The 12,615-nt window shown below is 69.5% G+C and carries 11 protein-coding genes; 2 read left to right on the plus strand and 9 right to left on the minus strand.

What is annotated here, in order from left to right:
- Positions 1 to 78: 78 nt before the first annotated feature.
- From QN357_RS13930 to QN357_RS13970, 9 genes are all read right to left on the minus strand, one after another.
- Complete coding sequence (locus QN357_RS13930) at positions 79 to 1,638, minus strand: aldehyde dehydrogenase family protein (RefSeq protein WP_323505056.1); 1,560 nt, start codon at positions 1,636 to 1,638, stop codon at positions 79 to 81.
- Entirely contained in the window at positions 1,638 to 2,282 is a 645-nt protein-coding gene (locus tag QN357_RS13935; protein WP_323505057.1) for an HD domain-containing protein, read from the minus strand. The genes QN357_RS13930 and QN357_RS13935 overlap by 1 nt, the downstream gene beginning before the upstream one ends.
- A 46-nt stretch (positions 2,283 to 2,328) precedes the next feature.
- On the minus strand, positions 2,329 to 3,705 hold the full coding sequence (locus QN357_RS13940; protein ID WP_323505058.1) for an NAD(P)/FAD-dependent oxidoreductase: 1,377 nt from the start codon (positions 3,703 to 3,705) through the stop codon (positions 2,329 to 2,331).
- Positions 3,706 to 3,710: 5 nt separating this feature from the next.
- Entirely contained in the window at positions 3,711 to 4,031 is a 321-nt protein-coding gene (locus QN357_RS13945; protein WP_134449221.1) for a 2Fe-2S iron-sulfur cluster-binding protein, read from the minus strand.
- 40 nt (positions 4,032 to 4,071) lie between these two features.
- Positions 4,072 to 4,890, minus strand: a complete 819-nt coding sequence (locus tag QN357_RS13950) for an SDR family NAD(P)-dependent oxidoreductase (protein ID WP_322188916.1) — start codon at positions 4,888 to 4,890, stop codon at positions 4,072 to 4,074.
- Positions 4,883 to 6,805, minus strand: coding sequence for a PEP-utilizing enzyme (locus tag QN357_RS13955; RefSeq protein WP_134560506.1), 1,923 nt, complete (start codon positions 6,803 to 6,805; stop codon positions 4,883 to 4,885). The genes QN357_RS13950 and QN357_RS13955 overlap by 8 nt, the downstream gene beginning before the upstream one ends.
- Before the next feature lie 78 nt (positions 6,806 to 6,883).
- Positions 6,884 to 7,999 carry a PEP/pyruvate-binding domain-containing protein gene (locus QN357_RS13960; protein ID WP_134449224.1) on the minus strand — a complete coding sequence of 372 codons (1,116 nt, stop codon included), beginning with the start codon at positions 7,997 to 7,999 and terminating at the stop codon, positions 6,884 to 6,886.
- Positions 7,999 to 9,390, minus strand: coding sequence for a cytochrome P450 (locus tag QN357_RS13965; RefSeq protein WP_322188918.1), 1,392 nt, complete (start codon positions 9,388 to 9,390; stop codon positions 7,999 to 8,001). Before QN357_RS13965 ends, QN357_RS13960 begins: the two co-directional genes overlap by 1 nt.
- A gap of 141 nt (positions 9,391 to 9,531) precedes the next feature.
- Positions 9,532 to 10,338 carry an IclR family transcriptional regulator gene (locus QN357_RS13970; protein ID WP_134449226.1) on the minus strand — a complete coding sequence of 269 codons (807 nt, stop codon included), beginning with the start codon at positions 10,336 to 10,338 and terminating at the stop codon, positions 9,532 to 9,534.
- A 110-nt stretch (positions 10,339 to 10,448) separates the two neighbouring features.
- On the opposite strand from QN357_RS13970, the gene QN357_RS13975 reads away from it, so the two are divergent.
- Together QN357_RS13975 and nucS are read left to right on the plus strand one after the other, a co-directional pair.
- Positions 10,449 to 11,699, plus strand: coding sequence for an MFS transporter (locus QN357_RS13975; protein ID WP_322141065.1), 1,251 nt, complete (start codon positions 10,449 to 10,451; stop codon positions 11,697 to 11,699).
- Between the two features lie 44 nt (positions 11,700 to 11,743).
- The gene (nucS, locus tag QN357_RS13980) at positions 11,744 to 12,439 is read left to right on the plus strand and encodes an endonuclease NucS (RefSeq protein ID WP_134449228.1); all 696 of its coding nucleotides are present in this window, start codon (positions 11,744 to 11,746) and stop codon (positions 12,437 to 12,439) included.
- Positions 12,440 to 12,615 lie beyond the last annotated feature (176 nt).

The raw sequence follows: 12,615 nt of genomic DNA on the forward strand, positions 1-12,615 counted from the left end.
CTGTGCGCCCCCGCGCGCCAGGCACACCGGGCGCGCACCGGCGCACGTGGCGCGCCAGGCGGTGCCGGAGAGTCCCGGCTAGCGGATGCGGCGGTGCACGGACTGCGGGCGCAGGTAGGCGTGCAGGCCCTCGCGTCCGAACTCGGCGCCGAGGCCGGAATCGTGCCGCCCGGCGAAGGGCGCGTTGTGGTTGGAGGCGAAGAAGCCGAGGCCGACGGAACCGGTGTCCATCCGGGCGGCCGCATCGAACGCGGCGTCGGCATCCGCTGAGAACACCGTGCCGCCGAGGCCGAACGCGGTGTTGTTCGCGATACCGATCGCCTCGTCGAGCGTGTCGTAGCGCAGGATCGACAGGACCGGCCCGAAGATCTCCTCGCGCGCGATCCGTATCCCCGGCGTCACGTCGGCGAACACGGTCGGCTTCACGAAGAAGCCGCGGTCGAAGCCGCTCGGCACGTCACCGCCCGTGGTCGCCCTGGCGCCCTCTGCGATGCCGGAGCGGATGTACCCGCGCACCGTGTCGCGCTGCGCCCGTGTCGCGGCGGGTCCGAAGACGGTGTCCGGGTCCATCGGGTCGCCCTGCCGCGCGGCCTGGATCGTCGCCGTGACCATGTCGACGAGTTCGTCGTAGCGCCCGGCCGGCGCGAGGATACGCGTGGAGATGTAACAGGTCTGCCCGGTGTTGCGCATGCAGCTGCGGATCAGCACCTGCTGCATCGCCGTGAGGTCGACGTCCGGCAGAACGAGCGCGGACGACTTGCCGCCGAGCTCGAGGGTGACCGGCCTCAGCAGCTCGCCGCACGCCGCGGCGATTCTTCGGCCGACCGGGGTCGAGCCGGTGAAGGCGACTTTGTCGACTCCGGGGTGCCGCACGAGGGCGTCGCCGACGGCGCTGTCCCCCGTGACGATGTTCACGACGCCCGCGGGAAGGCCTGCCGCTGCCGCGGCATCCGCGAGGAAGCGGATCGAGAGCGGCGTCGGCGATGCCGGCTTGATCACGACGGTGCACCCGGCCATGAGCGCGGGCGCGAGCTTCGCCACGACGAGGTTGATCGGGAAGTTCCACGGCGCGATGAGCGCGCAGACGCCGACCGGGTCCTGCCGCACGACGGTTTCGGCGGATCCGTCGGGGAACGGGCGCACGTCTGCGGTCTCCAGGTACCCGGCCAGTCCGGCGAAGTAACGGAAGATCGCTGCGGCATTCGAGGCCGCGCGCCCGGTCTCGGCGACCGGGGAGCCGTTCTCCCACGTGTTGGTGTGCGAGATCGCCGCCGCCCGCTTCTCGATCTCGCCGGCCAGGCGTTCCAGGTACCCGGCGCGCACCGAGGAGGCCAGCCCGCGCCACCCGTCAGCGCCGGCGCCGGCACGCGCGAACGCGCGGCGGGCGGCCGCGACGGCGAGGTCGACGTCGGCGGCGGATGCCACCGGCACACTGCCCCACTCCGCTTCCGTCGCGGGGTTGGTCACCGTGGTCCGACCGGTTCCGCTCGCCGCACGCCAGGCGCCGTCGATGAAGAGGTCGTCGGTGTGCCGATAGGGCAGCGTGGCCGGGAACCTCGTGGGCTGGACGGGCTGGCCGGCCGCAGCCGTGGCCGTGGCCGCCGCTGTCGGTGCCGCGTCGATCGACTGCCCCGTCATCAGAGCACCGCGATCTTCAGCAGCGCCTCTGCCCTGTCGAGTTCGATCGTCGCCATCTCGAGGCCGGCAGCGGTGATGAGCTCCGGCAGGATCTCGGCCCGCAGGCGCCGGCAGTAGAACGACGGCGTCTGGCCGAACCAGCTCGAGGCGAGGGCGATGCCGGCCGGGGTGAAGCGCCAGAGCCGGTCAGCGTCGCGCACGAGCGAGTCCTCGATCGAGTACGACTCGACGCGGGTGTCATGGCCGTCGATGATGTCGGTGACCCGGGTGATGAAGGCCTCGTCGTAGCCGAGGCCCGGCAGCACCTCCCTGGCGATCATGCAGCCCTTGAGCTCGTGCTCGTAGCGGATCTGGGCCTGGCGCCAGTTCGCGCCGAAGCCCTCCGAGATGATCTTGGTCTCGTCCACCCTGGCCCAGCCGCTGTCGTGCAGCAGGATGGCCACCCGCACGACGAGGGCGTCGGCCTCCGGGTAGGCCTCGCAGAGCCGCTCGGCGAAAGCGAAGGAGATCGGCACGTGGATGTCGTTGCTGCGCGTGCGCATCTCGGTCTCGACGGCGCGCCAGAGCGGGTCGAGGTCGCTCGGGCCGACCGCGGCGACGGCGATGGGCGAGGTGTCGATGGACTGGTCGGTCTGCAGTGTCATGGCGTTCTCACTTCGAGGTTGGGGCGCCGGAGCGCGGAGGCTGGGGCTAAGCGGCCGGACTGCCGGCGGGAACGGGGACTGCAGGAGGAGCGAGATCAACGGCGGCCGGCGCAGGCACCGCACGCCCGGCATCCGCCGTCTCGACGGCCGCGAAGAGTTTCTTGAGCGGAACGGTGGTGTCGGTCGCAACATCCGCCGGCACAGAGAGGCCCTTGTGGAGGGCGTTCTTCACGGCCATGAAGTCGAGCGGGCTGTTGATGCAGTCAGCGGCGATGAGCCGGCCACCCCGGTAGTAGAGCACCGAGAACTTCTCGGAGTCCGGCTCGCCGCGCAGAACGACCCGGTCGTGCCCGCCGCTCAGCCCGGCGATCTGCAGTTTGAGGTCGGCCTGGTCCGACCAGAACCACGGCACCGTGCGGTGCTCTGCCGGGAGTCCGAGCAGGGTGGCCGCGGCCACCTTGGCCTGCTCGACCGCGTTCTGCACGCTTTCGAGGCGGATGCGGCCGACACCGAAGTCCCCGATCGACGGGTTCGGCATGTTCGCGCAGTCCCCGGCGGCCACGGTGAGTCCGTCGGAGGCGAGGGCCCTTGCGTCCACCACGATCCCGTTGTCGACCTCGAGGCCCAGCTGCACGGCGAGCTCGGTGCGCGGGACGACCCCGACGCCGATCAGCACGACATCCGCCGCCACGATCTCGCCTGAGCCGTCGCCGTCACGCGGACCGAGCTCGACGCCGGTGACCCGGTCGTGCTCGCCGACGAACCGCACGACCTGCGCGTTCAGCACCACGCGGACGCCGCGGCGCCGGTGCGCCTGCAGGTAGAACTCGCTGGTCTGCTCGGAGACCGCCCTCCCGACGAGGCGGGGAGCCGCCTCGAGCACAGTGACGTTCTTACCGGCGGCCCTGGCCCCCGCTGCGACCTCGAGGCCGATGAAGCCGCCGCCGACGACCACGACGTTCCGCGCCTCACGCAGTTGCTGCTCGAGCACGGTCGCCTCCGTCGCGGTCCGCAGGTAGCTGACGCCCTCGAGCTCGGAGCCCTCGAACGGGATCGTGCGCGGTGCGGCTCCGGTGGTGAGAGCGAGCCGGGCGAATGCGAAGGTGCGCCCGGACTCCGCCGTCGCGACGCCGCCGTCCGCGTTCCGGACGATGCGGAAGATCCGCTCCCGCGGCACGAGGTCGATGGAATGCTCGCGGTAGAAATCGTGGGTGCGGAAGGCCAGGGAGTCAGCGGTCGCCTCGCCCTTGAGGAACGCCTTGGAGAGCGGCGGCCGCTGGTACGGGGCGTGCGGCTCCTCGCCGACGAGGGTGATCGGGTCGGTGTCGCCGAGTTCGCGCAGTGTCGAGGCGAGTTGCACCCCGGCCTGGCAGTTGCCGATGATGAGGGTGCCCAGCCGGGGTGCTGCGGTCGTGTCGCCCATGCCGGTCACACCTGCGTTTCGGGGGTCTGCACGTGCACGGACACGTCGTCGGTCAGTTTCAGCTGGCAGGAGAGCCGGGAATTGTCCTCCCGGTCGACGGCCGTTCCGTCGAGCATGTCGTCCTCGAGGTCGAGCTTCGGCGGGAACAGCCCCGCGCTCTCTGCGCACAGGAAGACGTGGCAGGTGGCGCAGGACAGGCTGCCGCCGCACTCGGCGACGATCCCGGGAACGCCGTTGCGCACCGCGGTCTCCATCACGGAATCGCCCGCGAATCCGGTGACGATGGTCTCTGTGCCGTCGAAGGCGACGTAGCTCACGGTTGGCATTTCTCGGTCTCCTGGTTCGGTTCTCTGGGTTACGGGTGGGTCAGAGGAACTGCCGGCCGCCGTCGACCACGAGGGTCTGGCCGGTGATGTAGTCGCTGCCGGGTGCGGCGAGGAACAGGGCCGCCCCGACGATGTCCTCCGGTTCGCAGGCCCGCTTGAGCGAGCCGCGGTCGACGCCGTAGCTCTCGGCGCCCGCGATGAGCCCGTAGCTGGCCTCGGTCAGGGTGAAGCCGGGAGCGATCGCGTTGACGGTCACGTTGCGGTCACCGAGTTCCTTGGCGAGCACCCGGGTCAGCGCGATGACGCCGCCCTTCGAGGCCACGTAGTGGGCCCACTGGGCCGATCCGCTCATCACCGTGGCGGAGGAGAGGTTGATCACCTTTCCGCCGTCCGGCAGGTAGGGCGTGCAGGCCCGGGTGACGAGCCACGGCCCCTTGAGGTTGACGGCCATCACCCGGTCCCACTCGTCGGGGTCGAGGTCGGTGAAGGGGGCACGGGTCACGGTCGCGTAGATCGCGGCGTTGTTGATGACGACGTCGATCACGCCGGCCTGGGCCGGGGGCACCGTACCGGGGGCGGATGCGCCGGGCCGGGCCTCGGGGACCCAGCCGGCGGCATCCGCGGCCAGCCGGGTGACCGAGGCGAGGTCGGTGACGTCGACCGGGAGGGCGAGGGCGGTTCCGCCGGCCTCTTCCACGAGAACGACGGTCTCCCGCGCGCCCTCGAGGTTGACGTCGGCGACGACCACCCGGTCGCCCTGGGCCGCGAAGCCCAGGGCGAAGGCACGGCCCAGGCCGCCGGCGGCGCCGGTGATCAGCACCGTCCTCTGCGAGACCCCGGCCGCGCCGCGCTCAGGCATGGCTGCTCTCGGCGAGGACGGCGTCGAGCTGGGCGGCCGCGGCAGGGGCCAGGGCGAGGTCGTGCTCGTGGGCCAGGCCGGCAACGTCCTGCTCGGCGCCGTGATCTTCGACGATCGTCACGGTCCCGTTGTTGCCGTCGACCCGCAGCCACTGTCCCGTCCTGATCTGGGCGGAAGCGGTTCCGGTTCCGGTGACCGCCGGCATCCCGTACTCACGGCAGACGATGGCCGCGTGGCTCATCATGCCGCCGATGTCGGTGACGGTCGCGCGGATCTTCCCGAAGATCGGGCCCCACGACGGCGCCGTGACGGGAGCGACCAGGATGTCGCCCTCCTGCACCTCGGAGAGCTGGTCGGAACTGCTGATGACCCGGGCCGGACCCTCCGCGACGCCGCTCGAGGCGGCCATTCCGCGGAACTCGCCCTCCGGCGCGTCGGAGTCGCCGAGCCAGTTCTTGATCTGGTCGCTCGTGATGCCCCAGAGCATCAGGGTGAAGGGCTCGGTGATCACAACGGGCGGCGTGTTGAGCGCCGGCTGCGGGCGCTCCTCGGAGAGCGCGTCGACGATGACCTTGCGCCGGGCGACCTCGGCCGGCCAGTAGTCCGGGCCGATCGCGGGGGCGCCGACGGCCCAGCCGGTGACGTAGTCGAAGAGCGTCTCGCGCACCTCGTCGCGGCGGAGGTAGAACATTCCGTTCGCCTCCGGCCAGAACCCGGCCTCGGAGAGCATCTTCGAGAGCTGGCGGGCCTTCCGCCAGAAGACGCCCATGGTCCAGTGCTCGATGTAGAAGTTGTGGTTCTCCACGTAGGGGTAGACCTGCCGCGCGAGACCGAGCTTGCCCTGGAACGCGGCGAGCTGTTCTGGGCTGAGCAGTTCGGAGTATTCCTCGGTGATGCGGTCGCGCTCGGCGACGAGCTCTGCGACGGGACGGTCGATGCCGACACCGTTCTGCACGCGAACGATGTAGTCGGCGATGTAGCCGAGCGGCAGCTCGAGGTGGTCCATCCAGTACTTGTCGTGGGCGTAGAAGCCGTTGCCGACGGTGAAGTTGAACCAGGGATCCTGTGCCTCGGTCCAGGCCGCGAGCCACTCCGCTCCGCCCGCGGCCGCGCCGATCGCGGCGAGGGTTTCCTCCGGGTTCTCGGTGTTGCCGAAGTGACCGTCGACGCCGAGTTCGACGGCGAGCTTGGCGAGCTTCTTGAGCTCGTCATCCGGTCGGAAGAGCTCCATGTCGACGCCCTGCACCATCTTCGCGACGGCCTGGTCCGGGATGCCGGGGAAGACCTCCTTGCAGAAGCTGAAGAAGTCGAGGTAGGCCACGTAGCCGAGGTTGAGGAACTCGAAGTGGTACTGCCAGGCCCGGTAGGTGAGGGACACGAGCTTGTCGAAGTTGCCGAGGAGCTCGTCGTTCGGGCCGAGACCCTTGCCGCTCGTGACGTCCTCGAGCGGGACCGCGTTCGGCAGCGCCTCGAAGGACAGGGCGTTGAGCTCGTCGATCGTGCCGCGGATCTTGCCCTGCCATTTTTCGAGCAGGCCGTCCCAGTTCTGGAAGTAGTGGCCGGCGCGGGCCATGAACTCGGGAACGCGGGCGGCGATCTCGGTCTCGGGAACACCGACGGGCGACATGAACACGTAGCCGTTGTGGATGCGGAACTCGATGCCGTTGGCCGGCGGGATCAGCAGGTGGCGGGAGTTGTACTGGCCGAGGCAGGAGACGGCGAACTCGAAGCCGATGGTCTCGAAGGGCTTGGTCACCGTCGGCCAGTGCTGGCTGTCGCAGAACCAGAACTTGGCCTCTTCGACCTCACGCCGGTTCTCCTGGAAGACCAGGTTGTAGGCGTAGAGGTCCTTCCAGCCCTCTGCGGCGGCCGCGGGCTTCTGGTCGTACGGGCTGGGGAATGACTTCTCTGTCATGGTTCAACCGTTCTGTGTGGGTAAACGCGGGTGGAGGGGACGAGCGGGGAAGATGAGGCGCAGCGGATGCGCGGGAGATCAGGCCTTGCCGGCCTGCGTCATCAGCGAGCGGGTGATGCTCTCGATGCCGAACCCGGCGGACTGCGTCGGAATCGAACCCGACGCCGTCGAGGAGAACACCGTCTCGGGTCGGGACTGCAGCAACAAGAGGTTCTCCCCGTCCGGCAGGTCGCGGTCGAGGGCCCATTCGATGTCCTGGGGGCACTTGAAGTGCTTCTCGGCGCGCTTGGCGATCGCGGCGATCGCGGTGATCTCCGTGTCGCTGATGCAGAGGCGCCCGCGGCGGTCGGCAGGGACCTCGCGTTCGACGAGGGACTTGCTCGCGGGGTCGGGCACGAGTTCGGCGTGCTTGTCGCCGATCGAGTGCTTCACGACCATGAGCATGACCTTGTCGACGGTGATGTTGTCCGGCGTCACCTGCCCGGAGACGACGAGCTCGCCGAGCCCGTACGAGGCCTCCATCACGATCTTGGAGCGGTCGCCATTGGTCGGGTCCATGGTGATCGCGACGCCGGCGACCCGGGCGTTCACCATCTTCTGCACCGCGACGGCCATCGAGAGGCCTTCGTTGGGGATCTTGTTCTTCAGCCGGTAGATGATGGCGCGGGAGGTGTAGAGCGAGGCCCAGCACGCGCGGATGTGCTCGGTGACGTCTTTGACGCCGAGGAGCCAGAGGTAGGTGTCCTGCTGGCCGGCGAAGCTCGCATCCGGCAGGTCCTCTGCCGTCGCCGAGGACCGCACGGCGACAGGGACAGGGGACTCGAAGCGCGACTGCAGTGCCTCGTATGCCTCGATGGTCGTGGCGTGCAACTCGGCGGGCACCGGCCGCGAGGTGATCTCGAGGCGCAGCTGGGCCGAGACCCGGTCGACGGCGGTCACGTCGTCGGGATCGAGGTTCGCGAGCATCTCGTGGATGTCCTTCTCGATGCCGGCCTCGCGGATGAAGGCGTCGTATGCTGCCGTCGTGATGGCGAAGCCGGGGGGAACCGGCATCCCGGCCGCGGTGAGTGCGACGAGGGACGCGCACTTGCCGCCGAGCTGCTCGTGCAGCGGCGGAAGCCCGCCGTCGAAGAACTGGATGTAGGCGGCGTGGGATGCCGGTGTTGCGGTGACAGCGGGGGTTGCGGTTTCCATCAGGCGTTGGCCTCCCAGGTGACGGGAACCGACGTCGGCGCCCTGAACGACAGGTTTTCTCCGAAGACGATCGCTTCGGAATCGACGATCCTCAGGCCGGGGACGGCCCGGATGGTCTCTTCGACGACGATCTTGTCCTGCAGCTTGGCGAGCATGTTGCCGAGGCAGTAGTGGATGCCGAAGCCGAAGGAGAGGTGGGTGCGGGCGTTGGCCCGTTCGATGTCGAAGACCTCGGGCTCCTCGAAGACGCTCGGGTCCCGGTTGGCCGATCCCATCAGCAGCAGGATGTTCGCGCCCTTCGGGATCGGGGTGCCGGCGATCTCGGTGTCGACGAGGGCCTTGCGCCGCCAGCCGACGATCGAGGGGCTGTAGCGCAACGTCTCGTCGATCGCCCCGGGAATCCGCTTGGGGTCCTCGACGAGCTTCTGCCACTCGCCGGGGTTGCTGAGCAGCATCCGGATCGTGTTGGAGATGAGCGTCGTCGTGGTCTCGTGGCCAGCGAAGAGCAGGCTGTAGCAGACCGACGCGATCTCGTGGTCGGAGATCTCTCCGCCGGCCAGCTGGGCGCGCACGAGGTCGGTGACGAGGTCGGTTCCGGCAGTTCCGGCGTTGATGGCCCCGTGGGCGGCGGAGACCAGGCGCCGGCATTCGGTCCAGTAGTCGACGAGGTTGTGCGCGTGCGGGATCTGCTCCTCGTCGCTCAGGTCACCCCAGGTCATCGCGGCCCGCGAGTCCGACCATTTCTTGTAGGTCGGGACCATTTCCGGCCCGACGCCGAGCAGGCCGAGGATCGTGATCGTGGGGATGTCGACGGCGACGTCCTTCAGGAAATCGCCCCGGGCATCCGGATGCGCGAGCATCTGGGTGAGGAGCCGCGCGGTGTTCTCGCGGATGGTGGGCTCGAGGGCCTTGTACCGGCGTGGGCTGAACTCCTGCTGCACGATCGTGCGCATCCGGGTGTGCTCTGGGGGAACGCGGGCCGAGAGGCCGGAGTATGCGGTGAAGCCGCCATCGTTCATGATCTTCGTCGCGGCGGCTCCGCGCGGCCGCACGGGGGCCTGGGCGTTCTCGCTGCTGAAGGTGACCCAGTTGTCGAAGACGGCCTTGACGTCCGCGTAGCGGGAGACGACGTAGTAGCCGATGCGCTCGTCGAACATGACGGGCTGCTCGTTGCGCAGCTCGGCGTATGCAGGGAACGGGTCGTTCATGTCGAACGGGGAATAGCCGTGGTGGCCGCCGGCGGCCGCGGCGAGCGCGCGGTGATCGACCGGGCACTGGGCTGCTGCGGGCTGGGCTGCTGCGGGCTGGGCTGCTGCGGGCTGGCCGGGGGCCGGCTGGGCTGCGGCCGGGTGCGTGGTGGCGGGCTGTGCCGTCACGGGCTGAGCGTTCACGAGTGCTCCTTCTGTCCACTTCTGCGGGGACTGTCCACTTCTGCGGGGATCTGGCTCCATCTAATGCTCCCGGAGCTGGGAAGCGCCGGGCTTGTCCCACTGGGCGGAAGTGGAGTTGGGGAGGCGCCCGTTCAGGCCGGTTCAGGACTGCTGCGGTTTGCGGGCACGCGCCGACGGTTGCAGGGCAGCCTTCGGCAGGTGCGCGATCCCCGCCTGGATGCGCTCGGCCGTGCCGAGCAGGATGGGCAGGTTGCGTTCGAGCTGGTGCGCCCGCGAGGTGGGCAGCACGATCCCGAGTCCGCCGAAGATACTTCCGTCGGCCTGGAACACCGGGACGGCGAGCGAGCACGATCCGAGCCGCACCTCCTCTGAGGCGACGGCGAAGCCCTGGCCGCGTACCTTGTCGAGTTCCCGGCGGAGCTGCTCCGGGTCGGCCTTGGTGAACGGGGTGCGCTGCACGAGCGCCGCGCCGAGCACGGCGTCACGCACCCAGCCCGCCTCGAAGGCGAGGATCGCCCGGCCGACAGCGGTCGCGTGCATCGGCAGCCGCCCGCCCACCCGGGAGGCCTGCGGGACTCTCCTGCTCCCGTAGACCCGGTCGATGTAGAGCACGTCCGCGCCGTCGCGGATGGCGAAGTGGGCGGTCTCCTGCGTGAGGCCGAACAGGTCCTGCAGGTACGGGCGCACGACGTCGCGCAGCTGCCGTCCGGCATGCTGGCCGAGTTCCCAGAGCCGGAGGCCGATCTGGTACCGGCCGCGGGCATCCCGCTGCACGGCGCCCCATTCCTCCAGCTCGCCGAGCAGGCGGTGCACGGTGCTCTGGGGAAGGCCGCTCTCGGTGCAGATCTCGGAGAGGGTCCGCGCGGAGGGGCTGGACTCGAAGACGGCCAGGATGCTGAGCACGCGCGAGGTCACCGTCTGCCCCGGTGAGGTGGTGCGTCCTGCCACAATTCCCCCCTCGCGCCCCGCTGCGCTCGACTCCAGCCCCATCGTACGTCGCCGGAGATCGGATAGCGTTGACGGGATACCCCCCGACCGAGCCTGTTAAGGAAACGACCATGACCGCGCCCTCCGAACCGACGGATGCGTCCGCTCCGAGCCCCGGATCACCGAACGGCCGTGGCACCCTCGCCTGGCGCAACGCCGTCTTCGCGGTCTTCTTCATCAGCGGACTCGGCCTCGCCAGCTGGGTCGCACGCATCCCCGCGGTTCGCGACAGCCTGCGGCTCGACACCGCGCTCGTCGGCGTGCTCATCTTCGGCCTCTCGGCAGGCTCTGTGCTCGGCCTGGTCGTCGCGGTGCGGCTCCTCGCCCGTTTCGGCGCCCCCCGGGCCATGACGATCAGCGTCGCGACGTCCTCGATCGGACTGGTCGTGGTCGGCGCCGGCGCGACCCTGCTCGGATCCGCCCCGGTCGTCTTCGCGGGCCTTGCCGCCGTCGGCCTCGGGATGGGTTCTCTCGACGTGATGATGAACGTCGAGGGCGCTGCGGCCGAACGGGCGATTCGCAAGACGTTGATGCCGCTGATGCACGCCTGCTTCAGCCTCGGAACCGTCGTCGGGGCGCTGCTCGGTGCCGCGGCATCCGCACTCTCCGTCTCGGTGTTCTGGCACCTGACGGCGATTGCGGTGCTCGTGTTCCTGATCGCGGTCCTGGCCGTTCGGTCCATTCCTGAGCTCGAGAACGCTGCCGAGACGAGTGCGCCTGGCGAGCCGGCCAGCACCTGGCGCAGCCGGCTGCGAGCGAGCCTGTCGGTGTGGGCAGACCCGGGCGTCCTGTTGATCGGTGCGATCGTGCTCGGGATGACGTTCGCGGAGGGCTCGGCGAACGACTGGATCGCGCTCGCTTCCGTCGACGGCCACGGTTTCAGCAATACCGCCGGCGCGATCGTCTTCGGCGTGTTCGTCGCAGCGATGACCGTCGGCCGGGTGATCGGCGGGCCGGTGATCGACCGGTTCGGCCGTGTTCCCGTGCTGCGGGCCTGCGCCGTCATCGGGGTGCTCGGGCTGCTCCTGTTCATCCTCGCGCCGAACGACTTTGCACTCTACGCGGGCACCGTGCTGTGGGGCGTCGGAGCCTCACTCGGCTTCCCTGTTGGCATGTCGGCCGCCGCGGACGACACGAGGAATTCCGCGGCCCGGGTCAGCGCCGTCGCCATGATCGGCTACTTCGCCTTCCTCGTCGGGCCGCCCGTTCTCGGCCTTCTCGGCCAGAACTGGGGCATCCTGAACGCCCTGTACCTCATCGTCGCCCTGATGGCCCTCGCCGGCCTCGCCGCTCCGGCCGCCCGCGAGCGCCACCGCCGCTGACCCCTCCTGTCGAGCGGTTGCTTCAGACCGGTTAAGCTCGATGCGTGCGCCTCGTAATTGCCAACTGCTCCGTCGACTATGCCGGAAGGCTGAACGCACACCTGCCGCTCGCCACCCGCCTCCTCCTGCTCAAGTCGGACGGCAGCGTGCTCGTGCACTCCGACGGCGGCTCCTACAAGCCGCTCAACTGGATGAGCCCGCCGTGCTCCCTCGTCGAGCAGGTCCCCGATGACGAACAGACGGATGCCGGCATCACCCAGGTCTGGACCGTCACCCACGCGAAGACCGCAGACCAGCTCATCGTCAGCATCCACGAGGTCCTGCACGACTCCGCCCACGAACTCGGCATCGACCCCGGCCTGATCAAGGACGGCGTCGAGGCGCACCTGCAGAAGCTGCTGGCCGAGCACATCCATCTTCTCGGGGACGGCCACACCCTCGTCCGCCGCGAGTACATGACAGCGATCGGCCCTGTCGACATCCTCGCCAGGGACGCCGCCGGCCACTCGGTCGCGGTCGAGCTCAAGCGCCGCGGCGACATCGACGGGGTCGAGCAGCTCACCAGGTACCTCGAGCTGATGAACCGCGACCCGCACCTGGCCCCGGTGGCCGGGGTTTTCGCCGCACAGGTCATCAAGCCGCAGGCCCGGATGCTCGCAGAGGATCGCGGCATCCGCTGCCTCGTGCTCGACTACGACGCGATGCGCGGCCTCGACGACACGCAATCCCGCCTGTTCTGACCTGCCCGGGAGGGCCCTGACGGGCGTTTTCTTTCGAGGGAGCGCTCTCATGAAGGCAGGAGTAGCAGCCCATCGGATTCCGGCATAAAGTAGAAAATTGGCTCTCCTGACTCTTCCGTGGGTTAGTCCCGGCCGGGAAGCACGGGTTTGTGCCCGCCGAGGCTGAGCATTGCGAG

Origin of the sequence: Cryobacterium sp. RTC2.1, assembly GCF_035018685.1 — a bacterium.
GTDB lineage: Bacteria > Actinomycetota > Actinomycetes > Actinomycetales > Microbacteriaceae > Cryobacterium > Cryobacterium glucosi.